Annotated in this window: 22 protein-coding genes; 8 read left to right on the forward strand and 14 right to left on the reverse strand. The window is 65.0% G+C overall.

Annotated features, from left to right (window positions below):
* Positions 1-143: 143 nt before the first annotated feature.
* Together JQC81_RS16840 and JQC81_RS16845 are read left to right on the forward strand one after the other, a co-directional pair.
* On the forward strand, positions 144-662 hold the full coding sequence (locus JQC81_RS16840) for a tyrosine phosphatase family protein (protein ID WP_203272948.1): 519 nt from the start codon (positions 144-146) through the stop codon (positions 660-662).
* Positions 663-822: 160 nt separating this feature from the next.
* Positions 823-1,071, forward strand: coding sequence for an exodeoxyribonuclease VII small subunit (locus JQC81_RS16845; RefSeq protein ID WP_190844970.1), 249 nt, complete (start codon positions 823-825; stop codon positions 1,069-1,071).
* Positions 1,072-1,087: 16 nt separating this feature from the next.
* Here JQC81_RS16845 and JQC81_RS16850 read toward each other — a convergent pair whose 3' ends face one another.
* Both JQC81_RS16850 and JQC81_RS16855 read right to left on the reverse strand, forming a co-directional pair.
* A complete protein-coding gene (locus JQC81_RS16850) occupies positions 1,088-2,290 on the reverse strand; it encodes a glycosyltransferase family 61 protein (protein ID WP_203272949.1) in 1,203 nt (400 codons plus the stop codon).
* Between the two features lie 9 nt (positions 2,291-2,299).
* On the reverse strand, positions 2,300-3,553 hold the full coding sequence (locus JQC81_RS16855) for an O-antigen ligase family protein (RefSeq protein ID WP_203272950.1): 1,254 nt from the start codon (positions 3,551-3,553) through the stop codon (positions 2,300-2,302).
* 321 nt (positions 3,554-3,874) lie between these two features.
* On the opposite strand from JQC81_RS16855, the gene dxs reads away from it, so the two are divergent.
* The gene (gene dxs, locus JQC81_RS16860; protein WP_203272951.1) at positions 3,875-5,782 is read left to right on the forward strand and encodes a 1-deoxy-D-xylulose-5-phosphate synthase; all 1,908 of its coding nucleotides are present in this window, start codon (positions 3,875-3,877) and stop codon (positions 5,780-5,782) included.
* A 134-nt stretch (positions 5,783-5,916) separates the two neighbouring features.
* On the opposite strand, the gene JQC81_RS16865 is transcribed toward dxs, so the two are convergent.
* A complete protein-coding gene (locus tag JQC81_RS16865) occupies positions 5,917-6,630 on the reverse strand; it encodes a superoxide dismutase (RefSeq protein ID WP_203272952.1) in 714 nt (237 codons plus the stop codon).
* Between the two features lie 106 nt (positions 6,631-6,736).
* On the opposite strand from JQC81_RS16865, the gene JQC81_RS16870 reads away from it, so the two are divergent.
* Together JQC81_RS16870 and JQC81_RS16875 are read left to right on the forward strand one after the other, a co-directional pair.
* Positions 6,737-7,465, forward strand: coding sequence for a TlyA family RNA methyltransferase (locus tag JQC81_RS16870; RefSeq protein ID WP_203272953.1), 729 nt, complete (start codon positions 6,737-6,739; stop codon positions 7,463-7,465).
* The gene (locus JQC81_RS16875) at positions 7,458-8,708 is read left to right on the forward strand and encodes a class I SAM-dependent RNA methyltransferase (RefSeq protein WP_312887541.1); all 1,251 of its coding nucleotides are present in this window, start codon (positions 7,458-7,460) and stop codon (positions 8,706-8,708) included. Before JQC81_RS16870 ends, JQC81_RS16875 begins: the two co-directional genes overlap by 8 nt.
* A 134-nt stretch (positions 8,709-8,842) precedes the next feature.
* Here the strand turns inward: JQC81_RS16875 and JQC81_RS16880 are convergent, their stop codons facing one another.
* From JQC81_RS16880 to JQC81_RS16895, 4 genes are all read right to left on the reverse strand, one after another.
* Complete coding sequence (locus JQC81_RS16880) at positions 8,843-9,592, reverse strand: SOS response-associated peptidase (RefSeq protein ID WP_203272955.1); 750 nt, start codon at positions 9,590-9,592, stop codon at positions 8,843-8,845.
* 174 nt (positions 9,593-9,766) lie between these two features.
* Positions 9,767-10,762 carry a magnesium transporter CorA family protein gene (locus JQC81_RS16885; protein WP_203272956.1) on the reverse strand — a complete coding sequence of 332 codons (996 nt, stop codon included), beginning with the start codon at positions 10,760-10,762 and terminating at the stop codon, positions 9,767-9,769.
* A gap of 171 nt (positions 10,763-10,933) precedes the next feature.
* On the reverse strand, positions 10,934-11,785 hold the full coding sequence (locus JQC81_RS16890) for an SDR family oxidoreductase (RefSeq protein WP_203272957.1): 852 nt from the start codon (positions 11,783-11,785) through the stop codon (positions 10,934-10,936).
* Between the two features lie 4 nt (positions 11,786-11,789).
* Complete coding sequence (locus JQC81_RS16895) at positions 11,790-13,568, reverse strand: acyl-CoA dehydrogenase family protein (RefSeq protein WP_203272958.1); 1,779 nt, start codon at positions 13,566-13,568, stop codon at positions 11,790-11,792.
* Between the two features lie 107 nt (positions 13,569-13,675).
* On the opposite strand from JQC81_RS16895, the gene JQC81_RS16900 reads away from it, so the two are divergent.
* The gene (locus JQC81_RS16900; RefSeq protein WP_376772415.1) at positions 13,676-14,665 is read left to right on the forward strand and encodes an L-threonylcarbamoyladenylate synthase; all 990 of its coding nucleotides are present in this window, start codon (positions 13,676-13,678) and stop codon (positions 14,663-14,665) included.
* Between the two features lie 123 nt (positions 14,666-14,788).
* On the opposite strand, the gene wrbA is transcribed toward JQC81_RS16900, so the two are convergent.
* Positions 14,789-15,391, reverse strand: coding sequence for an NAD(P)H:quinone oxidoreductase (gene wrbA / locus JQC81_RS16905; RefSeq protein ID WP_203272959.1), 603 nt, complete (start codon positions 15,389-15,391; stop codon positions 14,789-14,791).
* A 170-nt stretch (positions 15,392-15,561) separates the two neighbouring features.
* Here wrbA and JQC81_RS16910 point away from each other — a divergent pair, with 170 nt between their 5' ends.
* Positions 15,562-16,509: a LysR family transcriptional regulator gene (locus tag JQC81_RS16910; protein ID WP_203272960.1), complete on the forward strand. Its 948-nt coding sequence runs from the start codon at positions 15,562-15,564 to the stop codon at positions 16,507-16,509.
* A gap of 137 nt (positions 16,510-16,646) precedes the next feature.
* Here the strand turns inward: JQC81_RS16910 and acuI are convergent, their stop codons facing one another.
* The 5 genes from acuI to JQC81_RS16935 all read right to left on the reverse strand — a co-directional run bounded on the left by acuI (position 16,647) and on the right by JQC81_RS16935 (position 22,773).
* On the reverse strand, positions 16,647-17,633 hold the full coding sequence (gene acuI / locus JQC81_RS16915) for an acrylyl-CoA reductase (NADPH) (RefSeq protein ID WP_203272961.1): 987 nt from the start codon (positions 17,631-17,633) through the stop codon (positions 16,647-16,649).
* Positions 17,634-17,717: 84 nt separating this feature from the next.
* A complete protein-coding gene (locus tag JQC81_RS16920) occupies positions 17,718-18,959 on the reverse strand; it encodes an MFS transporter (protein WP_203272962.1) in 1,242 nt (413 codons plus the stop codon).
* Between the two features lie 134 nt (positions 18,960-19,093).
* Positions 19,094-20,506: a M10 family metallopeptidase gene (locus tag JQC81_RS33885; RefSeq protein WP_203272963.1), complete on the reverse strand. Its 1,413-nt coding sequence runs from the start codon at positions 20,504-20,506 to the stop codon at positions 19,094-19,096.
* A gap of 87 nt (positions 20,507-20,593) precedes the next feature.
* Complete coding sequence (locus tag JQC81_RS16930; protein ID WP_203272996.1) at positions 20,594-21,847, reverse strand: cell wall hydrolase; 1,254 nt, start codon at positions 21,845-21,847, stop codon at positions 20,594-20,596.
* Positions 21,848-21,927: 80 nt separating this feature from the next.
* A complete protein-coding gene (locus JQC81_RS16935; protein ID WP_246520492.1) occupies positions 21,928-22,773 on the reverse strand; it encodes a helix-turn-helix domain-containing protein in 846 nt (281 codons plus the stop codon).
* A 125-nt stretch (positions 22,774-22,898) separates the two neighbouring features.
* Between JQC81_RS16935 and JQC81_RS16940 the strand changes: the two genes are divergently transcribed.
* Complete coding sequence (locus JQC81_RS16940; protein WP_203272964.1) at positions 22,899-23,300, forward strand: hypothetical protein; 402 nt, start codon at positions 22,899-22,901, stop codon at positions 23,298-23,300.
* Between the two features lie 262 nt (positions 23,301-23,562).
* On the opposite strand, the gene JQC81_RS16945 is transcribed toward JQC81_RS16940, so the two are convergent.
* Complete coding sequence (locus tag JQC81_RS16945; RefSeq protein ID WP_203272965.1) at positions 23,563-23,919, reverse strand: GFA family protein; 357 nt, start codon at positions 23,917-23,919, stop codon at positions 23,563-23,565.
* Positions 23,920-23,933 lie beyond the last annotated feature (14 nt).

The raw sequence follows: 23,933 nt of genomic DNA on the forward strand, positions 1-23,933 counted from the left end.
GTCTCGAAGGATCATCCAGTGCTCTCTGAAAGCTCCTTCGAGACGGCGCTTTGCGCCTCCTCAGGATGAGGTCAGAGTTCGTTTTAACGGCAGTTGCGATCCGAATCGTGTAGGACGAGCCGAACTCAATGAGCTGAAGATCCATGCCGACCATCCACGTCTGCCCTCTCTCCCGCCTGCACGACACCGTGGCCGCGACCCGCGCCAGCCATGTGGTGAGCCTCTTGGGAGCCGGCGCCGAGGTGCCTCGCCTCACGGGCATCAAGGCCGGGCGCCATCTCTTCATCGGCGTCAGCGACATCGTGGAGCCGCTCGACGGCTATGTGCTCGCGGGAGCCGAGCACATGGAGCAGTTGCTCGCCTTCACCCGCACATGGGGCCGGGAGAGCCCCCTCGTGCTCCATTGCTGGGCCGGGATCAGCCGCTCGACCGCCGCCGCGTACATCGCGGCCTGCGCGCTGGCGCCGGAGCGGGACGAGGCAGACATTGCGGCTGCCCTGCGCAAGGCTTCCCCCAGCGCCACCCCGAACGCCCGCTTCGTCGCGCTCGCTGACGACCTTCTCGGCCGACGGGGGCGAATGGTGGATGCGATCCGGTCGATCGGGCGCGGGGCCGAGGCTATGGAGGGTACGCCCTTCCTGTTGCGGCTCGGCGACAGCTAGCCGGGCCTCCCCGGGGCGGCCATGCGCGTCCCCTCATTTCTTGGCTGGCCTTGTTCTCATCGCCGCCGGTCTCGTCTATCACAGAGCGATTGCCCATCGACCCGGCAATGCCGCAATCCAGCGTGACATTGCCTCAAGCAGACATTTTACGGACAGCCGCATGACCGACACCGCCTCCATCAAGACACTCCCCTTCGAGAAGGCTCTGGCCGAATTGGAGGAGATCGTGCGGCGCCTCGAGCGCGGCGACGTGCCTCTCGAGGATTCGATTGCGATCTATGAGCGCGGCGAGGCCCTGAAGAAGCATTGCGAGCAATTGCTGAAAAAGGCCGAAGCCCGGATCGAGAAGATCACCATCGGGCCCGACGGCGCCGCCTCGGGCACGGCCCCGCTGGACGTGGATAACTAGCGCATCCTGCAGAGTCTCAGGGGGCGCGGCTCCGCTCGATGGCCGCGTCGACATCCCGGAGCACGGCGTCGGGATCGATGGCGAAGGCCTGCTTCTGTCCCTCGGCTCCGCCGATCACCGGCTCGTAATCGGCACCCGCTTCGGCAGCCCAATGCAGGCCCGTGCTCTTGCGCCCGTTCTGCGCCATCAGCTCGATGAGCAGAGGCTGGCGCTGCGCCCAGAGAATGTTGGCAAGGCCTGCCCCGTGGACCCCCATGACGATCTGGGCTTTGCCGAACCACTGCATCTGCTCGTAGTGGTTCGACCAGGATGCCTGAACGATCTGAAACCCGCGCTGGCGCAGCCCCTCCATCAGGGCGACCTCTCCGTCCACCCGGCGCAGGCGCGTGTCGCCCCGGGTCAGGTAGATTCGTGGCGCAGGCTCGGGGAGCTGTCGATCCTGGTATGCAGCCTCGAAGAGCGAGCGGGCGAACTCAATCGCCTCGGGCGTCGCAAAAAGCCTCTCGACATTGCAGCAATGGGTGCGCGCGTAGAGGTAGGAATCCGTCTGGATCCGTTCCCAGGGCGCGAGCCTCACATGATCGATGGAAAGGCCTTTGCGGCGCAGGCCGTCGATGAAGCTCAGGACCAGCGGATTGACGGATCGTGCCGTGGCTATGGTGAGGGTCTCCCCCGGGGCCACGGCACCCCGATTGAGAGCATGGCACAGCGGCATCAGAACATCGGTGAGCAGATGGCCGTAATGGGAATAAGGCGGAATCGCAGCAACAATTCCGCCCACGCGGCGCGTGTGAAAGGCCGCAGGCGCCGGATGGGCGAAGTTCCAGTTGCTGTCCGATGTCGTGTCGAAGGACAGCTGCCGTCCCGTGGCCGCATCCACGGGTGTCAGAGTATGGCCGGGGACCAGGATGCCCGACAGCAGGGCGACCACCCGGTGGGCGGAATCCGGTTCCGTGAACCGGCAGGACGGCTTCATCACATCGACATTGTGCTCGCTGACGAAGGCGCGCTGCCGGTCGTACCGGCTCTGCATCAGACGGAAGGGGTGAACGCTGTCCTCGATAAGCCTCACCTTCCCGTCATCCGGCCAGCCGAAATCCGGAAAGAACGAGACGGCCTTCCGCAACGCCGGACTAGAGCCCGTGAGCCCCTTCATCACGCGGAACGCGATGGGCTTGAGATCGAAGGTCCGGTGAAGGGCGGAATGGTGTCGAGCCATCGCGATCCGTTAAATGCGCTGGGCGGTGCCGGGCACAGGAGCCGCAGACATCGCTTTGACGTTGAATGAGGACCTATCGCGCGCCAGAACGAGCAGGATAGGGAACCACATGAACAGGTAATGCGTGTTGAAGAACGCGAACGGATTCGGCAGGTCGGCCCCCATATAGCCGAACGAGAAGATGAGCGACGCGAGGCCGAAGAACCGCAAGGTGTCGTCCGTCCCGCGGGCGAGGCACCGGGCGTAGCCTGCAATCATGAGACCGGATGCAACAAGTCCTCCGAGACCGAAATAAAGGGCAATCCCGAAAAGACCGTTATGGGCATGGCTCAACCATTCATAGGGAAACCGGAACTCCGGCCCGCTGCCCAGAATGGGATGGAGTGCGATCTGATCGCGAACGAGTTCCCATACCTGGTTGCGGTTCGAGGGCCGGCACCAGTCACTGTTGTCGCCGCAGATGATGGCCTTGATGGTCGGCTCGAAAATCACGAGGCCTGTCACGATGAGCCAGCTCGCCAGGCACGCCATGAGCACGACAAGCTGGCCGCGCCGTTCAAACAGCAAAGCAAGCGGCAGGGCCAAGCAGAGGGCGACGAGCGGGCCCCGGCTCTGGGTCAGGACGAGACCGGTCACCAGCGGCACCGCCAGCATCAGGAGGGTGACTATTGTCCTCCCGTCCCGGCTCTTCTCTTCCAGCCAAAGCGCCACCGTAGCGATGAGTGCGCTGGCGAGTGCTCCGGCACCGGGAATGGGATTGCCGCCCCGCCCGAGGGGGATCATGCGGTCCATGAGATCCGGAGCTTTCAGAACATGGACGATGATCGACAGGAAGGCGCTTGCCGCGCCTATGCCGGCAATGATCCAGAGGATCTGCCGGGTGCTTAGGACCCGAGACGTCTGTACGGCAAACAGAAAGAACGCGGCCAGCAATCCGATTTTGGACAAATCGTCGACCGACCGTGGCATATCCCCGAACAGGGCGCCTGCCGCCTGCCATGCGACCAGAAAACTGAGGGAGAGCCAGAGCCACAGGTTTTTCCGCAGCGTCTGCGCGGCCGCCCCGCTGGCGAAAGCCAGAAGTGCCCCGGCAAAAATGGGCGAGACAGACAGGCCGGGGGCCTTTCCGCCCCTGGCGAAGAAGATGGCAACGACAAAGAGAACGAAGGCTGCTGCGCTCAGCACGTGAAGCCGACCACGATCGGCAAGGTGCTTGCGAACCAGGGAGGTGGAGACAGTCAGTCGGGAGGTGTCGAACGTCATCAGAACCGGCAGACTTTGTCCCCATGGGGGTCTGGAACAGTATTTCGGGAATGCTCGCCCTCTAGCACTTCGATTCCGTGTTTTCAACCAATCGTGATCTAACGGCAGCCTGCCAAACGCCAGGAGCAAGGGAGTCTTGACGGCCACTGCGTGAAGGCCACGCTGCGGCTCCCTTGGGCTGGTGCGACAGGTTGCCTCCGCCCTACCTGAGGCACAACCCAGCCGCCCGGATAGATGGAGCGAGGTTTCCGATTTGACCCTCCCCGGTTAAGCCCCTATCTCCTTCATCTGGCCTTCGGTCGAAGCTTGGCGAGTAAAACGTTGTCCACACCCCTCCTCGACACCCTCAACACCCCAGACGATCTGCGTCAGTTGCCCGAGAGCCAGCTCCGCCAGGTGGCGGATGAGCTGCGGACGGAGACAATCAGCGCGGTTTCCGTCACGGGCGGACACCTGGGAGCAGGCTTGGGCGTGGTCGAGCTGACCGTGGCGCTGCACTACGTCTTTGACACCCCCCGCGACCGGCTGATCTGGGACGTGGGTCACCAGGCCTACCCTCACAAGATCCTCACGGGCCGCCGCGACCGTATCCGCACCCTGCGCCAAGCGGACGGCCTGTCGGGCTTCACCAAGCGCCAGGAGAGCGAATACGATCCCTTCGGGGCTGCCCATTCCTCCACGTCGATCTCGGCCGGCCTCGGCATGGCCGTGGCGCGGGATCTGGAGGGCGGAAAGAACAACGTCATCGCCGTGATCGGCGACGGCGCCATGTCGGCCGGCATGGCTTATGAGGCTATGAACAATGCAGGCGCCATGCATTCGCGCCTCATCGTGATCCTCAACGACAACGACATGTCGATCGCGCCGCCCACCGGCGCCATGTCGTCCTATCTCGCCCGCCTCGTCTCCGGCGGCGCCTATCGGGGCCTGCGCGAGACCGCCAAGCAGTTGGCCAAGAAGCTGCCGAAATTCATCTACGAGAAGGCACAGCGCGCCGAGGAATTCGCCCGCGGCTTCTGGACCGGCGGCACCATGTTCGAGGAGCTGGGCTTCTACTACGTCGGCCCCATCGACGGCCACAACCTCGACCACCTGCTTCCGATCCTGAAGAACGTCCGCGATTCCGAGACCGGCCCGATCCTCGTCCATGTGGTGACGAAGAAGGGCAAGGGCTACGCGCCGGCGGAAGAAGCGGCCGACAAGTACCACGGCGTCGTCACCTTCGACGTGGTGACGGGCGCCCAGACCAAGGCCAAAGCCAACGCTCCCGCCTACACCAAGGTCTTCGGCGAGAGCCTGACGAAGGAAGCGCGGAAGGACGACAAGATCGTAGCCGTCACGGCCGCCATGCCGTCGGGCACGGGGATCGACCTCTTCGGCAAGGAATTCCCCACCCGAACCTTCGATGTGGGCATTGCCGAGCAGCATGCGGTCACGTTCGCCGCCGGGATGGCCACGGAAGGTTACAAGCCGTTCTGCGCCATCTATTCCACCTTCCTGCAGCGCGCCTACGACCAGGTGGTGCACGACGTGGCGATCCAGAACCTGCCCGTGCGCTTCGCCCTGGATCGGGCAGGCCTCGTGGGCGCGGACGGCCCCACCCATGCGGGCTCCTTCGACATCGCCTATCTCGGCTGCCTGCCGAACATGGTGGTGATGGCAGCGGCCGACGAGGCCGAGCTCGTCCACATGGTGGCCACCGCCGCGGCCTACGATTCCGGACCCATCGCCTTCCGCTACCCGCGCGGCGAGGGTGTGGGCGTCGACATGCCCGAGCAGGGCGTGCCGCTCGCCATCGGCCGCGGCCGGGTGGTGAAGGAGGGCAGCCGCATCGCCATCCTGTCGCTCGGCACACGGCTCGCAGAGGCTCTCAAGGCCGCCGAGGAGCTTGAAGCGCGTGGCCTCTCCACCACCGTGGCCGATGCCCGCTTCGCGAAGCCTCTCGACGAGGAGTTGATCCTGCGCCTTGCCCACGACCATGAGGTGCTGATCACCGTGGAGGAAGGCTCCGTCGGCGGCTTCGGCTCCTATGTGCTGCAGCTCCTCGCGGACAAAGGCGCCCTCGACCGCGGCACCCTGAAGGTGCGCTCCATGGTGCTGCCTGACCTCTACATCGATCAGGACAAGCCGGAGCGCATGTATGCCAAGGCAGGGCTCGATGCGGCTGGCATCGTGACCAAGGTGTTCGAGGCGCTTGGGCAGGAAGAGACCCGCAAGGTTCGGGCTTAAGAAGACCCATCCCCTCACCGTCATGGCCGGGCTCGTCCCGGCCATCCACGTCTTTGCGTCCTAAGAAAGTAACACGTGGATACCCGGCACAAGGCCGGGCATGACGTCGAGCGAATGGATGGCGGCGTGCAAGGCTAAATCGTCAGCGTCCCGGCCTTCGCAGCCGCATAGCGTTCGCCGATCCGGTTCCAGTCGAGCACGTTCCACCATGCTTTCAGGTAGTCCGCCCGGCGGTTCTGGTACTTCAGGTAATAGGCGTGCTCCCACACGTCATTGCCCATGAGAACCCGCTGCCCGTCCATGAGGGGCGTGTCCTGGTTGGGCTTGTTCACGAGGCCGAGCTTGCCGTCGCGGGTGACGGTCACGAAGACCCAACCGGACCCGAACTGCCGGGTGCCTGCGGCATTGAAGTCCTCCTGGAACTTCGCAAAACCGCCGAGATCGCGGTCGATGGCACTCTTGAGCTCGCCCGAAGGCTCACCGCCCTGGCCGCCCATGATCTGCCAGAACATGGTGTGATTGGCGTGGCCGCCGCCGTTGTTGCGCACCGCCGTGCGGATGGATTCCGGCAATTCGCCGATCTTTGCCAGCATCTCGTGCAGCGGCATCTTGGCCGCCTCGGCATTCTGGGCCAGCGCCGTGTTGAGGTTGGTCACGTAGGCCGCATGGTGCTTGCCATGGTGCAGTTCCATGGTCTGAGCGTCGATGTGCGGCTCGTTCTTGGACGGGGCATAGGGCAACGGATCGAGCTTGAAGGGACCCGATGGGGCTTGCGCCCAGGCGCGGGGAATGGCAGCGCTGGCGGCCAGCAGGGTGGCGCCTGTCAGGAGGTGGCGACGGCTGATCATGGGATCTCCGTTGGCTGTGGGAAGCTTGTGAACGAGAGATGATTTAGGGCCGGGCCCGGTTCCTGCCCATGAAGAGATCGTGAACGCACATGGATGTGAGACTTCAATGACCCGCAAGCGTGCCGATGTGGCCCTGGTCGAGCGCGGCTTCTTCACAAGCCGCGCCCGAGCGCAGGAGGCGATTGCCGCCGGCCTCGTCACTGTGAACGGCGCCGTCATCCGCAAGGCCTCCGACACCGTACCGGAGGAGGCGGTGATCACGGCCGAGCAGCCGCACCCTTACGTGTCCCGCGGCGGCGTGAAGCTGGCAGCGGCCCTCGACGTGTTCCAGATCGACCCGAAGGACAAGATCTGCCTCGACATCGGGGCCTCCACGGGCGGCTTCACGGAGGTGCTGCTCAACCGGGGCGCGGCGCATGTCTATGCGGTGGATGTGGGACACGGCCAGCTTCACCCCACCATCGCCGGCCATGCGCGCGTCACCAATCTGGAAGGAACGGATGCCCGCGCGCTGAATGCGGACCTCATCCCTCAAGCGGCGGATCTTCTTGTCTCAGATGTGAGCTTCATCTCGCTCAAGCTGGTTCTGCCGGCAGCCGTCGCCCTGCTGAAACCTCAAGCCGAACTGGCCGTTCTCGTGAAACCGCAATTCGAAGCCGGGCGCGATCTCGTGAAGAAAGGGATCGTGCGCGATGAGACCGTGCACCGCGCCGTGTGCGAGTATATGAGAGCTTTCGTGGCCTCGCTCGGCTTCGAGGTTATGGGGCTCATCCCCTCGCCCATCGAGGGTGGGGATGGAAACCGCGAGTTTTTATTGGGAGCCCGACGTGGCTGAACAGGTCAACATCAGGCGCCTCGGCGCAAAAGCCGACGGCATCGCCGAGAGCGCTTCCGATTCCATCTTCGTGCCGAAGGTGCTGCCGGGCGAGACCGTGACGGTGGAGCGCGACGGATCGCACGCGCGTCTTGTGAGCGTCGATGTTTCCTCGCCCGAGCGCGAGACGCCATTCTGCCCCTATTTCGACGCCTGCGGCGGCTGCGCCACGCAGCACATGAAGCACGGCTTCTATCAGACCTGGAAGCAGGAGATCCTTGCGCACACCTTGAGCCAGGCGCGGATCGAAGCGCCCATCGCGCCGCTCGTCGATGCTCACGGCGAGGGCCGGCGTCGCGTGACGCTGCACGTGCGCTTTCCTGACCGCGCCATGCATGTGGGCTACATGGCGCCGCGCAGCCACCAGATCGTCGAGATCGCCTTTTGTCCGATTGCGGAGCCCGGCCTGAAGGAGCAGGCGCCAGGCATCGCCCGCGCCATCGGCGAGCACTTGAAAGGCCCGCGCAAGCCGCTCGACATCCAGATCACGCAGACGCAGACCGGCTTCGACGTGGATGTGCGCGGTTATGGTGCCATGAAGGATGCGGAGCGCCTGAAGCTCATCGATCTCGCGAGTTCGCTCGACCTCTCGCGCCTGTCGATTCATGGCGACGTGATCGTGGAGCGTCGTCCGCCTGCGATCGTCATGGGCCGCGCCTCCGTGGTGCCGCCTGCGGGCTCGTTCCTGCAGGCAACGAAGCTCGGCGAGGAGGTGCTCGCAGGGCTCGTGACGGAAGCCTGCGCGAAGGCCAAGCGCGTGGTCGATCTCTTTGCCGGATCGGGGCCCTTCTCCCTGCGCCTCGCGGAAAAGGCGGAGGTTCATGCGGTCGAGTTCGACAAGGGTTCGATGGCGGCGCTTGACAAGGCGTCCCGCGCCACGCCGGGTCTTCGCCGGATCTCGACGGAAGCGCGCGATCTCTTCCGCCGGCCGCTGCTCACGCCGGAGCTCAATGCCTACGACGCAGTGGTGCTCGATCCGCCCCGTGCGGGCGCGGAAGCGCAGGTGAAGCAGATCGCCGTGTCGAAAGTGCCGCTCGTGGTGAGCGTCTCCTGTGATCCTGCCACCTTCGCCCGCGATGCGTCCATCCTGATGGCCGGTGGCTACCGCCTGGAGCGCGTGATCCCCGTCGACCAGTTCAAGCACTCACCGCACCTGGAAGTCGTGGGCATCCTGCGCCGCGACGTGGCGAAGAAGCGGCGGTAGGCCCCCTCAATCTCACGCTCTGCGTCATCCCCGGGCATGTCCCGGGGATCCACGTCTTTTGCAACGTTGTGGTCCTAAGACGTGGATGGCCGGAACAAGTCCGGCCATGACGATTGTCGGTTTGCTGAGGGATCTTAAAACAAACTCCCCTGCTCATCCTCGTCGCTGGAGAGCGGCTTCTTGGCTTTGGGCTTCTTCTCCGTCACGGGTCCAGACTCCGGCTCGGACAGGGACTCCAACAGACCCGGATCGTCGTTCTCGACCTTGTTCACGCGGCTCGAGACCGGCACCATGTCGATCCACTCATCCGGGCATGGCCGCACGAGGCGCATCACGTCGGCGCGCTCGTCCCGCACATCGAGCCAAGCGCTAATGTCGTCCGGCGACAGGATCACCGGCATGCGATGATGCACGGCGGATAGCGTTCCGTTTGCGTCCGTTGTCACGATGGCCGCGGTGTCGATTTCGCCGCCATCCGGGCTGCTGTAGGTTTCCCACAGGCCGGCGAGAGGCATGGGCCTGCGGTCACGGGGGCGGATCAGGAACGGCGTCTTCTCACGCCCTTCCCGTCGCCACTCGTAAAAGCCGTCCGTCAGGAAGATGCAGCGCCGGCGCTTCAGGGCCGCCTTGAAGGTCGGTTTCGTCTGCAGGGTCTCGCCGCGGGCGTTGATGACCAGCGGAAAATCCTTCGGGTCCTTCACCCAGGAGGGCAGGAAGCCCCAGCGTACCAGCATGAAATGCCGCTCGCCCCGATCCTCCAGCACGATGGGCACGGGCTGCGTGGGAGCCACGTTGTAGCGCGGTGGAAAGTTCGGCTGCTCCGAATAGCCGTAGAACTCCCGGTAGGTTTCGGGTGGGAGCGTGATCGCATAGCGCCCGCACATGGTTATTTCTCCCTCCGCTCGTCACCATCATTCCGGGGCCGCGGAGCGGAGCCCGGAATCGATAACCGCTAACGATGCACGACGATATGCAACGTGATGTGTCTCTCTTCGAACCGTCGTGTTTATGGATTCCGGGCTCGGCCTCTGGCCGCCCCGGAATGACAGTGAATGCATTTACAACCACCGTTTCCAGCGGAAGAAGAGATAGGGCAGCGCTGCGGCGAGGATCATGAGGGTGATGGCCCAGGCATAGCCGAAATCCCATTCGAGTTCGGGCATGACCTTGAAGTTCATGCCGTAGAGCGACGAGACCAGGGTCGGCGGCAGGAAGATCACCGACATGACCGAGAAGATCTTGATGATGTCGTTCTGCTCGATGGTGACGAGGCCGAGCGTCGCGTCGAGCAGGAACTGGATCTTGTTGGACAGGAACGTGGCGTGCTCCTCGATGGACTGCACGTCACGCAGGGCCGTGCGCCATTCGGACTGATAGCCTGAGGCCTTCTGCGGCCGCGGCATGCTGGCCGAGAGAAAAAGCAGCATGCGCTCCACCGACACCATGCTCTCGCGCACGTTGGAAATGATGTCGCCCTTGCGGCCGATGGACTTGAGCGCAGCGCGGTAGGACGCCGCGCGCTTGGCCCCCTGCCGCTCGTTCTCGAAGATGGCCTGCGACAGGCGGTCGATGCGCGAGCCGACCGTACCGAGGATTTCGGCCGCGCGATCGATGATGGTCTCAATGAGACCATCGAGCACGGCCTCCGGCTGATGGCGGCACCCGCCGGGCTTGCCAGCCCGGGCCATGAACATGCTGAAGGAGCGCGGCTCGCCATAGCGAACGGTCACGAGCGCCCGCTCGGTGAGGATGAACGACACGTCGATGAGCTTCGGCGTGTCCGTCTCGGAGCTGCACAGGACCCGCGCCGTCATGTAGCGCGCGTTGTTCTCGTGATAGAGGATCTCGGACGGCTCGATATCGGCCATCTCCTCCCGGGTCGGGATCTCGATATTGAGATGGACCTCGACGAGCTTGTCCTCCTCGCGGGTGGGCTCGATCAGGTCGATCCACAGGGCATCGTCGGGAATGGGCGTTCCCGGCGGCAGGACGTAACGGTCGAGGGACTGACCGGCCGGTCCCGTCGTCTGCGCTGGCCTGTGGATCAAAATCATACGCGTTCTCGCCCCTTCACGACCGCTCTTCTCCCCTCCCCCTTGTGGGGAGGGCCAGGGTGGGGGTGCTGGCGCCAAACGCTGATAGGCTCTCGCCCACACCCCCACCTCCAACTCCTCCCCACACGGGGAGGAGGGCTGATGGCGCTACAATAACAATGGTTAGTGAACCTAACGCAAGGATGACAGAGGCGGCGTGTCGTCGGGCACGAAGAAATCGGGTGCAAGCGGTTGCGTCGCATCAACCCGATACTTCTCGAAATCGGTGACGCCCTCCCCGTACAGGAAGGCATCGTCGATGAGGAAGTGGCCTGAGAAGCCCTTCGAGGGCTTCTGGAAGATCGTGTAGGCCGCGTCCGCCAGGATCTCCGGCGTGCGGCTGGCCTGCACGAGCGCGTCGCCGCCGAGCAGGTTCTTGACCGCCGCGGTCGCGATGGTGGTACGCGGCCAGAGCGCGTTGACGGCGATGCCCTGCCCCCGCAACTCGCCAGCAAGCCCCAGCACGCACAGGCTCATTCCGTACTTCGCCATGCTGTAGGCGAGATGGGGCGCGAACCACTTCTCGCTCATGTCCAGCGGCGGCGAGAGCATGAGGATGTGCGGGTTCTCGGCCTTTTCCAGATGCGGGATGGCGTATTTCGACACCATGTAGGTGCCGCGTGTGTTGATCTGGTGCATCAGATCGAAGCGCTTCATGTCGGTCTGCGGCGTCGGCGTGAGGCTGATGGCGCTCGCGTTGTTGACCACGATGTCGAGGCTGCCGAAAGTCTCGACCGTTTTTGCGATCGCGGCCTTCACTGCCTCCTCGTCGCGCACGTCGACCACGAGCGGCAGCGCCTTGCCGCCCGCGGCCTCGATCTCCTGCGCGGCCGTGTAGATCGTGCCCGGCAGCTTGGGATGCGGCTCCGCGGTCTTCGCGGCGATGACCACGTTCGCGCCGTCCTTCGCCGCCCGCAGGCCGATGGCAAGGCCGATGCCGCGCGAGGCGCCGGTGATGAAGAGGGTTTTTCCGTTGAGGCTCATGGGATCAGCTCGCGAGTGCCAGGGTTGCGTCCTGCAGGAAGCCTGCACCGCTCATGACCGTTTCCTCAAGCCCCTTCGCACCGACCGCGATGTTCTCGGCGAAGAAGCGGCAGAGCGCGATGCGGCCGGCATGGGCCGGGTCGGTGTCGCCCCCGGCGGCCTGCGCGTTCGCTGCCAGCGCCATCTCAGCAAGGGCCGCGCCGCCTTGCGCGAGCGCGAAGAGTCTCAGGTAAGGCGTTGCGCCGGCAAGCGCTTCGCCTTGCGCATTCGACGAGAGTGATCGCAGCAGATGGCTTGTCGCCCTGTCGAGGCTCTCAATGGTATCGCGCAGACGCGGCGCAGTCATGCCGAAGGCGGGCGTGCTTTCCTTGAGAAGGCGCGCGACGGTAGCGCGCATGGCGGCGATCTGCGTCCGCACCGCCTCGCCGCCGGAGAGCGGCAGCTTGCGGGTGACGAGGTCGATGGCCTGGATGCCGTTGGTGCCCTCGTAGATCGGCGCGATGCGCGCGTCGCGGAAATGCTGCGCCGCGCCGGTCTCCTCGATGAACCCCATGCCGCCATGGACCTGCACACCGATGGAGGCCGCCTCCATGCCGATATCCGTCGAGAAGGCCTTGGCCACGGGCGTCAGTAGGGAGGCACGCTCATGCGCCTTCTTCCGGCGTGCCGGGTCTTCTTCGAGATGCGCGCGGTCAATGGCCTCGGCCGTCATGTAGCAGATGGCACGGGCCGCAGCGGTGAGCGCCTTCATGGTGAGCAGGTTGCGCTGCACGTCCGGATGCACGGCAATCGGGCTCATGCCCTCCACCGCTCCGATGGCCCGGCCCTGCTTGCGCTCGTTGGCATAGCCGAGCGCCTGCTGGTAGGCACGCTCGGCTATGGCCACACCCTGCAGGCCAACAGCCAGACGGGCGTTGTTCATCATCGTGAACATGCAGTTGAGGCCGCGGTTCTCCTCGCCGACGAGCCAGCCGACCGCGCCGCCGTTGTCGCCGAAGATCATGGTGCAGGTGGGCGAGGCATGGATGCCGAGCTTGTGCTCGATTGAATGACACCGCACATCGTTGCGCGTGCCATCGGGCAGGAATTTCGGCACGAGGAACAGGGAGATGCCGCGCGTGCCGGCGGGCGCGTCGGGCAGGCGCGCGAGCACGAGATGGATGATGTTGTCGGTGAGATCGTGTTCGCCGTAGGTGATGAAGATCTTCTGGCCCGTGACCCTGTAGGTGCCGTCACCCGCCGGCTCGGCGCGCGAGCGCAGGGCCGCGAGATCGGAGCCCGCGTGCGGCTCCGTGAGGTTCATGGTAGCGGTCCACTCACCCGAGACGAGCTTTTCGAGATACCGGCTCTTGAGATCCTCCGAGCCGTGCTGAACCAGAGCCTCGATGGCCCCCATGGTGAGCACCGGGCCGATGCCGAACGCCATGGAGGCAGCGTTCCACATCTCGACGCAGGCCGAGTTGAGCAGGGTCGGCAGCCCCTGGCCGCCGTATTCCACCGGGCCGGGCAGCGCGTTCCAACCGGCCTCGGTCCAGCCCTTATAGGCCTCCTTCCAACCGGGAGCGGTCGTGACAACGCCGTCCTTGAGGACCACGCCGTGCTTGTCGCCTTCGCGGTTGAGAGGCGCGATCACGTCATTGGCGAAGCGGCCCGCCTCCTCCAGGATGGTCTCGGCCAGATCCGTGGAGAGGTCGCCATAGACGCCGTCCGCCACGGCACGGTCGAGCCCTGCCACGTGCCGCATGGTAAAGACGATGTCGGGGACGGGCGCGCGGTAGGTCATTGGCGGTTCCTCTCAACGGTAAGGGCTTTTCATATTGACGCGTGTTCTCGCGCCGCTAAACCCGCCCGGCAAGGGGATTTTCCCCACGGGCAAGGAATAGTTTAGACGTGAACAATCCTGGGTCAATGCGCCAAACGCAGCGTCTGACATCCGACGAGGCCGGACTTGCCCGCGCGGCGGAGATCCTGCGCCGGCGCGGCCTCGTGGCCTTCCCGACGGAGACGGTTTACGGCCTCGGGGCCGATGCCACGGACGCGCAGGCCGTGGCCGGCATCTATGCCGCCAAGGAGCGCCCGAGCTTCAACCCGCTGATCTCCCACCTCGACAGCTTCGAATCCGCCCAGAAGCAGGGCGTTTTCGACGAGACGGCCCGGCGCCTGGCAGAGGCCTTCTGGCCCGGCCCGCTCACCCTCGTGGTGCCGGTGGCGCCCACCTGCACCATCTCCGACCTCGCCCGCGCCGGTCTCGACAGCGTGGGCCTGCGCGTGCCGGCCCATCCCCTCGCCCACGCGCTCCTGCAGACAACAGGCCGCCCGGTCGCCGCACCCTCCGCCAACCGCTCTGGGCGCGTGAGCCCCACGGATGCGGACCATGTGCTCGGTGATCTCGACGGGCGCATCGATGCGGTGCTCGACGGCGGATCGTCACAGGTTGGCGTGGAGTCGACCATCGTTGCCTGCCTGAGCGACACCCCACGCCTGCTGCGCCCGGGCGGCGTGCCGCGGGAAGCCATCGAGGCCCTGATCGGGATGAAGCTTGAAGCCGGAGCGGAAGGCGGCAAGAGCCCGCTGGCTCCGGGCATGCTGGCGTCCCATTACGCCCCCCGTGCGCGGGTGCGCCTGAATGCTGCGAGCGTCGAGGCCGATGAGGCCGTCCTGCTGTTCGGCCGGGATGCTCCTAAGGGCGCGGATGCAGCGCGCACCGCCCTGAACCTCAGCAAAAACGGCGACCTCATGGAGGCCGCCGCTCATCTGTTTTCCTATCTGAGGCAGCTCGACGCGTCGGGGGCCGGGACCATCGCGGTGAGCCCGATCCCTGAGACCGGCTTGGGCGAAGCCATCAATGACCGCCTGAGGCGCGCTGCGGCGGAGCGGTGACTGCTCCGAGGAATTCATCAACCCACATCGTGTCATCACCGGCCTTGTGCCGGTGATCTCGATCCGTCGAGCCTCACAGCATCGAGATGACCGGGACAAGCCCGGCCATGACGTAAGAGGCGCTTACTTCGCCGCGAGCTTGGCGGCGATCTGAGCCACGTGCCGGCCCTGGAAGCGGGCGCCGTCGAGATCGACCTCGGTCGGCTGGCGCGATCCGTCGCCGCCGGCGGTCGTGGAGGCGCCGTAGGGCGAGCCGCCGCGGATCTGGTCGACACCCATCTGGCCCTGGAACGAGTAAGGCAGGCCCACCACCACCATGCCGTGGTGCAGGAGCACCGGCAGCGTGGTGAGGATGGTGGCTTCCTGGCCGCCGTGCTGGGTGGCCGCGGAGGTGAAGACCGAGCCAACCTTGCCGATGAGGGCGCCTTTCGCCCACAGACCGCCGGTCTGATCGAGGAAGTTCTTCATCTGAGCCGTCATGGTGCCGTAGCGGGTCGGCGTTCCGATGATGATGGCATCGTATTCCGGCAGTTCTTCGACGGTGGCAATCGCCGCCTGCTGGTCGGTCTTGTAGTGGGCGGCCTGAGCGATCTCAGCCGGAACGAGCTCCGGCACGCGCTTCACCACGACCTCGGCGCCGGCCTCGCGGGCGCCCTCGGCTGCGGCATAGGCCATCTGCTCGATGTGCCCCCAGGACGAATAATAAAGAACCAGAACCTTGGTCATGTGAACTCCAATTGGTTGGATTGAGACGCAGGCCAGCCATTGCCTAGCCGCTCTTGACGAGAGGCCTGGGCTGCACTGCCCTGCGGGTGTTGGACATCCAAGAGGATAAGCTTTCTCCTCTGCAAAACCAGTGCTAGAGATGCAGGGCCTCTCTTGCGTGAATGCAAACGATGTCCAAGCAGCAGCATCTCGAATGGGACGACTTCCGGCTCGTGAAGATCATCGCCGAAGCCAATGGGCTTGCAGGCGCGGCCGAACGCCTTGGGGTCAATCACTCGACGGTTTTCCGGCGTCTCGGCCAGATGGAGGAGACCCTCGGGGTCAAGCTCTTCGAGCGGCACCGGACCGGCTACGTGCTCACCACGGCCGGCGAGGAGATGACGTCCCTGGCCGAGCAGATGGAGGAGAACGTCACGGCGTTCACCCGCAAGCTCGCAGGCCAAGCCGTCGCGCCCGCGGGTGAACTGCGGGTCACTACCAACGACACGCTGCTCGTCCACCTGCTGACACCGATCTTCGCCCGCTTCATCAAGGCCTGCCCGGAGATGCGGCTCGACGTGGTTCTCGCCAACCAGGCCCTCAACCTCTCGAAGCGTGATGCCGACGTGGCGATCCGCGCCACGGACGACCCGCCCGAGACCCTGGTGGGGCGGCGCGTGGCCACCATCGCTTGGGCGATCTATGGCCGGAAGGCGGATTTTCCCGATGTCCGGGGACCGGAAGACGTGACCCTTACCGATCTCTTCGACCGGCACTGGGTGGCGCTGGGTGACAACCTGGCGACCCTGAAGGTCGCCCGTTTCGTGCGCGAGCACGTGGCGCCGGAAAACATCGTCTACAAGGTCAACACGGTGCTCGGCCTTTCCGAGGCGGTGGAAGCCGGAACCGGGATCGGCCCCCTGCCCTGCTTCATCGCCGATGCGAGCCCCAATCTCGTGCGGCTGTCGGACATCAACGCCGATTTCGCCGCCGGCCTCTGGCTCCTCACCCACCCGGACCTGCGCCAGTCCGCGCGTGTGCGGGCCTTCATGGACTTCATGGCCACCGAGATCGCCAAGCAGAAGAAGCGGATTGAGGGAGCCGGGACGAAAGGCGCCCTGCTCAGCGAAGTCGGCTAGCTATCAGCAGCCTTCCCCTTCGTGTCATCACCGGCCTTGTGCCGGTGATCCCGATTACGTGAAACGCTGAGGCTCAATTGACCGAGATGGCCGGGACAAGCCCGGCCATGACGAGCAAGCGTTGTCCGCGCGATGCTCTAGCCGATCTCCACCACCACCCGGCCCTTGATGCGCCCGGCCACGATCTCCCGGCCTGCTTCCAGCACCCCATCGAGCGGAATCGTCGAGGTCATGGCGGCGAGCGTGTCGTGATCGAGCTCGCGGGCGATCCGGTTCCAGGCCTCGAGCCGCAGCGTCTTGGGGGCCATCACTGAATCGACCCCGAGCAGGGACACGTTACGCAGGATGAAGGGCGCGACGGTGCTGGGCAGGTCCATGCCGCCGGCCAACCCACAAGCCGCAATGGCGCCGCCATACTTCGTCATGGACAGCACATTGGCCAGCGTCGTAGTGCCGACTGTATCGACGCCGGCGGCCCAGCGCTCCTTGGCGAGGGGCTTTCCGGGTGCGGCGAGTTCGTTGCGATCGAGGATCTCGGCAGCACCCAGGCTTTTAAGATAATCCGCTTCGTCAGGCCGCCCGGTCGAGGCGATCACGTGCCAACCGGCCTTGGCGAGCAGCGCCACCGCCACCGAGCCCACACCGCCGACGGCTCCCGTGACAATGGCGGGCCCGCGATCCGGACGCAGGCCGTGCCGCTCCAGGGCCATCAGGCAGAGCATCGCCGTGTAGCCGGCCGTGCCGACGGCCATGGCCTGCTGCGGCGAGAGGCTCTCGGGCAGCGGGATGAGCCAATCTCCCTTCACGCGCACCTTCTCGGCATAGGCGCCAAGATGCGTCTCGCCCAGTCCCCAGCCGTTGAGGACGACGGCGTCGCCGGGCTTGAACTCGGGATTGGAGGAGGCTTCCACGGTGCCGGCGAGATCGACGCCGGGGATCATCGGGAAGCGCCGTACCACCGGGGCCTTGCCGGTGAGCGCGAGCCCGTCCTTGTAGTTCAGCGTCGAGTGCGACACGCGAACGGTGACATCGCCGTCCATCAGATCCGCCTCGTTGAATTCACGGATCCCGACGCTCTGTCCGGCCTCAGACTTGTCGATGACGACGGCTTTGAATGCGCTCATGCCGATTCCTCCCCGTGCCCATTTGTGGCGCGATAGAGGGTGAGGACAAGCGCGAAGGGCTCATCCCTTCGCAGGGAGGCGAGCCTACTCCGCCGGCTGCAGCGCTGGGGCGCGATCGACCGGCTGCTCCTTGATCGGCAGGTTGATCAGGGCCGACAGAAGGCCGAGCAGGACGGAGAGCCACCAGACCATGCTGTAATTGCCGTTGATCTCGTAGAGCAGGCCGCCGAGCCACACGCCGAGGAAGCCGCCGACCTGGTGCGAGAAGAACGCAAAGCCGTAGAGCATGGCCATGTAGCGGGTGCCGAACATCAGCATCACCAGGGATGACGTGGGCGGCACGGTGGAGAGCCAGAGCAACCCGATTGAGATGCCGAACAGGATCGACGTCACGGGCGAGGCCGGAATCAGGATGAAGGCGGCAATCGCCACCGACCGCCCGAGATAGATCCAGGCCAGCAGCCAGCGCTTCGACATGCGGGTGGAAAGCCAGCCCGAGCCCAGGGAGCCGGCCGCATTGGCGAGGCCGATGACGGCGAGCGTCCAGCCGCCCACGGCCGCCGAGAGGCCGGCATCCTTCAGGTAGGCCGGCAGATGCACGGTGATGAAGGCGAGTTGGAAGCCGCAGGTGAAGAAGCCGAGCACGAGCAGCACGTAGGAGCGATGCTTGAAGGCCTCTGACAGGGCCTGGGCAATCGACTGGTTCGGAGCCGCGGCCGGCCCGGATTGAGCCGTATCGCCGGTGGGCCGGGTCGCAAGCGCCAGCGCCAGGGGCATGACGATGAGGACGCTGGCGGCGAAAACCAGAAGGGTATGCTGCCAGCCGAAGGACTCGATCAGCACGTTGCCGATGGGCGGGAAGAGAAACTGGCCGAAGGAGCCCGCCGCGGTGCCGGCGCCGAAGGCCATCGGGCGCCACTTCTCCGGCAGGATCTTGCCGAAGGCGCCGAGCACCAGGTTGAACGAGCAGCCGGAGAGGCCGAAGCCGATGAGCACGCCCGCGCCGATATGCAGGACGCCGGGCGTGGTCGCATAGGCCATGACCACGAGGCCGAGGGCATAGAGCAGAGCGCCCACGCACAGCACCCGCAGGGCCCCGAACCGGTCCGCCACCGCGCCGGCGAAGGGCTGGCCGACGCCCCAAAGGAGGTTCTGGATCGCGATGGCAAAGCCGAAGGTGTCGCGGCCCCAGCCGTATTCGGTGATCATCGGAAGCTGGAACAGCCCCGAGGAAGCCCGGGGCCCAAAGGTGATCAGGGCGATGAGGCAGCCGCAGACGACAATGATTTCCGGGGAGACGCGGGAGCGGACGGTCGATGCGGGCATGGTCACGGCCTCAGGGCGCAAAACTGGAGGGCCACCCTAGCCCAAGTTCCCCATCAGCAGAATTGAAAGTTTGTCGCGTTTGGTATGACGCATTGTGATGGATCGGGTGGGTTCGTCACGCCGATCTGCCAGTTTCAGATTACGATGAAATCGGCCGCCGTTATCTTGGCCTTGTTCGACAGAACGGCGATCTCGACGGCGCGCCCTCGTTCCGACCCGTCGGCATCGTAATACAGGATGCCCTTCGACTTGTTGTAGATGATGTAGTCATCCGCGTCGCCGGCCTTCGTGCCAACCTCAAAGTGCTTGCTTTTCAGCGTTCCGACCTTGCCGATCTTTTTAAAGATCGCGTTCTCCAGACGGATGGCATCATACCGGGCGTTGAAGTCGGAGATCCGGTCCAAATTGGCGGTCTTGCTGGATTTGGTATTGAAGACGAACGCATCGTTCCCGGAGCCTCCGCTCAGGATGTCGCTCCCGGCTCCGCCCATGAGAATGTCGTTTCCGGAGCTGCCGTACAGGCTATCCTTGCCGCCATTGCCCTTCAGCGTGTTGGCTGCGGCATTTCCGTAGAGCTTGTCGTTGGAGCGGCCGCCCGTGGCGTTCTCGATCACCACGCCATTCGCAATCGTGAAGCCGCCGGCGACTTTCGACTCCCGCGAGATGAACCCTCCCGCGTTGCGATCGCCAGCCTTCAAGGTCGCAGCCCGCAGGTCGATCTGCACGCCAGCCGCTGCATTCGCAGCCGTGATCGTGTCCGTCCCGCCCGCATCCCAGATGCAGAACCACCCCTGCTCCTCCGTGAACAGGTTCCATGTCGGCAAGGTGTAGACATTCTTGCCCGCCCCCGTTGCCATGTTCTTTCCATAAAGAGCCTGCAGGGCTGCGATGTCGAAGGCTCCTAGTCCCGCTTGATTACCATAGGTCACATCATAGCCGGCACGATCCCAGCCGGTGTTGTATGACATGACCGTCCAGACACCCTGGTTCAGGCCATAGGTTCCGGTCGGGGAAGCGTCGGACACACCGGGAAAAGTGGTGCCGCCCTCGTCCCCGCCATCATGAGGATGCGCCAGACCCAAGCCATGCCCGAGTTCATGCAGCACCGTGTTGAGGCCATCGCCCCCGAAATGCATGTTGCTCCAAGACGGCGTGAAGGGATCGAAGTATCCCCAGACCTGCCCGCCGGCGGGCAGTTCGTGGATGCCGAGCGTGTTGCCGCCGATCGCTGTCTTCCACCAGACGATGTCGGCCGCGCTCACCGTATCGACGAGCTGGAACCTGAGGCCGCAGACGCTCCCGTAGACGGCGGCCGCGTAGTCGAAGACTTCCATTTCCGCAAGAGTCCAGTCCTGCGCCTGAGCCGCACTGGTCAAAACCTCGCTTTCGCCATGGCGGGCACTGGCCGCCGCGAAGTCGCCGCTCTGGCCGAAATAGACCTTGATCGGCTCGATGGCCGCGTCCCACGCCGTGCCGCCCCAGATCAGGGAATCCACAAAGACGTTTCCATAGCCGGCGCCCGGCACAGCATTTCGGATCGTCGCCATCATTCCCTCTCTTGAGACATCGCACCTCAAGCTTTTACGACTCCATTACATTTCTCCTAGTGTCGAAACGTACAGGCCAAGCTTACCTTAAGTCTGCCCCGGCTTGAGCTTGTAGAAGATGTGGCGGCCGATCACGTCCATTTTCTTCAAACGGCGCGACCAGGAAGGACGAACGTAGTTCGCATGGTAGTGGGTGGCACCGCCCACATCGGCCAGATAGGTCCTGCCTTCGAGCACGGCGCTCGCCACGCGCGTCGCCCGTTCCCAGGATTCGGTATCGCGGATGCGCAGGGACTTGCCCTCGCAGGCGAAGGTGAACTGGCAGGCGAGATGGCGGTGGCGGTTCTGGTAGACCACGCCGCAGATGGATGAGGGATACAACCCGCTCTTCACCCGGTTCAGGATCACCTGAGCGACCGCCGCCTGCCCTTCCAAGGGTTCGCTGCGCGCTTCGAAATAAACCGCCTCGGCCAGGCAGCGCTGCTCCTTGTTCATGTTGTCCGGGTCGATCAGGTCGGCATAGCGCGGGCGGTCGGGATCGTCGCTCTTCGGCAGGATGGTCACCTCGCCCCGGTCGAGGCGCGGCGATTGCAGCGACACGGGGGCGGCGGCGATCTCCATGGGCGTTGCATCCATGGGCGCCGGCGTTGCCGACGACAGGGTGACGGCCCGCTTCACCATCGGTGTCGTCGGGCTGGACGAGGCTCCGGTCGAACCGGCCGCAGCGGCAGCCGGCGACTGCACCGAGGTGGCCTGCTGGGTCGTGGTGTATTCCGGCGCCTGCCAGGGCTCGAAGGCCTGTTCCATCTCGAATTCTTCGAGCTGCCCCTCCATGAGGACGGTGGGCGGCAGGAGGTCCTCGTCGCGGCTGTAGAGCAGTCGGGCGCTGCCGGCCTGGTTGAGAACCGGGCGCAGCTGCTTGGCGCGGCGGGACAGGGTCGCATGCGGTGCGACCAGCGGGTTGCTCTTCAGGGAACGGTCGATGACCGCGTCAGTGCCCGCATCGGCCTTCCGCTCGGACTTGAGAGGTTCGGAATCGGCCATCTCGTCCGGCAGGTCGTAACGCGGCAGGGTGCGGAGAATGTCGCGCTCGACTCCGAGCCTGCCCCCGGCCACGGAGGCGCCGGTGGGCGGCACGAGGGCGGTATCGACGAGGCGGGCGGTGGCACTGCGCGGGGCGAAGCTCACGCCGGAATGGAGATCGTTGCTGGCCGATGCCGTGAACGAGATCAGCAAGCCCGTGGCCAGCGCCCAGGGAGCCGTGGTGGCGCAGATCCATTTCACCCGAGATCGACGATACGGAAGACGCACGCGCAACACCCTGCAAAAACGAAGCACAATCCGGAGCATCCAGCAGGAGGGCTCCGACGGCTTAAAGTTATCGCGGGTTAAGGTTGATGGGTGGTTAAGGCGGGTTTGCTCTATCGGACAGCGGCTGCGGCAGCCTGACGCTTCTCGGCCAGACGCCGCAACGCATTCGCGGTGTGCGCATCGGCCGGGAAAAAGGCCTCGATGGCGAGTTCCGACAGGGTCACGTCCACCGGCGTGCCGAAAATTGTAGTGGTGCTGAAGAGGGTCAGCACGCCCTCCTCCGTGGTGAGCTGGAGCGGCACGACGATGCCGGCGTAGTCATGGCCTGTCTTGGGGGCACTGGCTGCCGCATCGGGCGTCGGATAGGAGCGCAACTCCTCGATGAGAGCCGCGAGCGCGGCGTCGCCGGTTGCATCCACCTGCCGATGCAGGCGATGGACGAGGTGGTTGCGCCACTCGGTGAAGTTCACGATGCGCCGGGCGAGCCCTGCCGGATGAACGCTCAGGCGCAGCACGTTCACGGGCGGCTTCATCAGGGCCGGATCCACATCGCCGATCAGCGACACGAGCGCATCGTTGGCGGAGACCAGCGACCAGTGCCGGTCGACGGCGAGCGCCGGATACGGATCGTGCCCCCTCAACACGAGATCGACCGCCTGGCGCATGCTCGCCAGCGCCGGATCGTCGAGGGAACGCTGCGAATAGACCGGCGCATAGCCCGCCGAGACCAGCATGATGTTGCGCTCGCGCAGGGGCATGTCGAGCTTTTCGGCCAGCAGCAGCACCATCTCGCGGCTCGGCTGCGAGCGGCCCGTCTCGAGGAAGCTCAGGTGCCGGGTGGAGATCTCGGCTTCGAGTGCCAAGTCCATCTGGCTCATGCGCCGGCGCTGGCGCCATTCACGAAGATAATCGCCCACAGGCAAGGTGCTGTTCACGGGTTGGCTCGCGGTTTTCATGAGCGGACCATAGCTTGAGGCGAGGCAGTGTTCCATGACCTCGGAGGTAATCGACGGCGCTCCGTCCTGGCGCAATCCTGCATCCACGGTTGAGGCCTTCAGCCGATGGAACACAGGAGACAGCCATGATGAACATCCACTCCTCCCCGCTTCTTCGCCAGGCTCTCGTGGCCGATGCCACCACCAGCGCCGCCTTCGGGCTCCTGATGCTGATCGGTGCCGGCCCGTTGAGCGGCGTGCTCGGGCTGCCGGAGATGCTCCTGCGCATCGCAGGCCTCGTCCTCCTGCCCTATGCGGGCTTCATCGGCTGGCTCGGAATGCGCGAGACGATCAGTAAGCCCATCGCATGGGCCGTGGTGCTGGGCAACGCGCTTTGGGTGGCCGACAGCGTTCTGCTTCTGGTGAGCGGCTGGGTTGCGCCAACAAGCGCGGGCTATGCCTTCGTGATTGCGCAGGCGCTGGTGGTGCTGATGTATGCGGAATTCCAGTATGTGGGATTGCGGCGTTCGCAGGAAGCCGTGGCGTGAAATGCCGAGCAACCACTCGTCATCCCGGACGGCGCGAGCCGATCCGAGATCGCGTGCAGGATAGAGCGCTGTTTCCCTCCCCCTTGTGGGGAGGGGGTGCCGCGTAGCGGCCGGGGTGGGGGTGTGAGCGCTGGACTGGACCAGCGAAGCGCCGGCACCCCCACCTCCAACTCCTCCCCACAAGGGGGAGGAGAGTTCTCGCGCCACATTCGTCCTACGATCCCGGATCTTCGCTGTGCTTCGTCCGGGATGACGTTACAGGTCAGCCTCTCACATCCCGCCCGTTGAACGGGACCGGCTTGATCTCCGACAGCTCCACCGTCTCCAGGCAACGCACATTGATGGCCGCCATCGCCTCACCCGTCGGCTGCTTGCCTTCGCCGAAGGTGGCCGCGCCACAGGTGGCGCAGAAGCGGTGCTGGATCGTGTGCGTGTTGAAGGTGTAGGTGGCAAGGTTCTCCTCGCCGCGGATCACATTCAAGGCTCCGCGCGGCACGAAGGTCAGAAGATAGCCCTTGCGCTGGCAGATCGAGCAGTTGCACTCGATCACCTGCGCGAGATCAGTCTCAACCTCGTACGCGACCTTGCCGCAATGGCACGAGCCCTTGTGAAGCGCCATCCTTGCCCCCTTCC

The sequence above is a fragment of the Microvirga arabica genome (assembly GCF_016811235.1).
In the GTDB taxonomy this organism is placed as follows: domain Bacteria; phylum Pseudomonadota; class Alphaproteobacteria; order Rhizobiales; family Beijerinckiaceae; genus Microvirga; species Microvirga arabica.

Bases quoted from the DNA above. Each gene is read 5' to 3' on its own strand.
- JQC81_RS16845 (WP_190844970.1), top strand. From the start codon at position 823: ATGACCGACACCGCCTCCATCAAGACACTCCCCTTCGAGAAGGCTCTG.
- JQC81_RS16910 (WP_203272960.1), top strand. From the start codon at position 15,562: ATGTCCAAGCAGCAGCATCTCGAATGGGACGACTTCCGGCTCGTGAAG.
- JQC81_RS16895 (WP_203272958.1), bottom strand. From the start codon at position 13,568: ATGACCTACCGCGCGCCCGTCCCCGACATCGTCTTTACCATGCGGCAC.
- JQC81_RS16850 (WP_203272949.1), bottom strand. From the start codon at position 2,290: ATGGCTCGACACCATTCCGCCCTTCACCGGACCTTCGATCTCAAGCCC.
- JQC81_RS16940 (WP_203272964.1), top strand. From the start codon at position 22,899: ATGATGAACATCCACTCCTCCCCGCTTCTTCGCCAGGCTCTCGTGGCC.
- wrbA (WP_203272959.1), bottom strand. From the start codon at position 15,391: ATGACCAAGGTTCTGGTTCTTTATTATTCGTCCTGGGGGCACATCGAG.
- JQC81_RS16840 (WP_203272948.1), top strand. From the start codon at position 144: ATGCCGACCATCCACGTCTGCCCTCTCTCCCGCCTGCACGACACCGTG.
- JQC81_RS16885 (WP_203272956.1), bottom strand. From the start codon at position 10,762: ATGATTTTGATCCACAGGCCAGCGCAGACGACGGGACCGGCCGGTCAG.
- JQC81_RS16880 (WP_203272955.1), bottom strand. From the start codon at position 9,592: ATGTGCGGGCGCTATGCGATCACGCTCCCACCCGAAACCTACCGGGAG.
- JQC81_RS33885 (WP_203272963.1), bottom strand. From the start codon at position 20,506: ATGGCGACGATCCGAAATGCTGTGCCGGGCGCCGGCTATGGAAACGTC.
- JQC81_RS16890 (WP_203272957.1), bottom strand. From the start codon at position 11,785: ATGAGCCTCAACGGAAAAACCCTCTTCATCACCGGCGCCTCGCGCGGC.
- JQC81_RS16920 (WP_203272962.1), bottom strand. From the start codon at position 18,959: ATGCCCGCATCGACCGTCCGCTCCCGCGTCTCCCCGGAAATCATTGTC.
- acuI (WP_203272961.1), bottom strand. From the start codon at position 17,633: ATGAGCGCATTCAAAGCCGTCGTCATCGACAAGTCTGAGGCCGGACAG.
- JQC81_RS16865 (WP_203272952.1), bottom strand. From the start codon at position 6,630: ATGATCAGCCGTCGCCACCTCCTGACAGGCGCCACCCTGCTGGCCGCC.
- JQC81_RS16935 (WP_246520492.1), bottom strand. From the start codon at position 22,773: ATGAAAACCGCGAGCCAACCCGTGAACAGCACCTTGCCTGTGGGCGAT.
- JQC81_RS16855 (WP_203272950.1), bottom strand. From the start codon at position 3,553: ATGACGTTCGACACCTCCCGACTGACTGTCTCCACCTCCCTGGTTCGC.
- JQC81_RS16870 (WP_203272953.1), top strand. From the start codon at position 6,737: ATGACCCGCAAGCGTGCCGATGTGGCCCTGGTCGAGCGCGGCTTCTTC.
- JQC81_RS16945 (WP_203272965.1), bottom strand. From the start codon at position 23,919: ATGGCGCTTCACAAGGGCTCGTGCCATTGCGGCAAGGTCGCGTACGAG.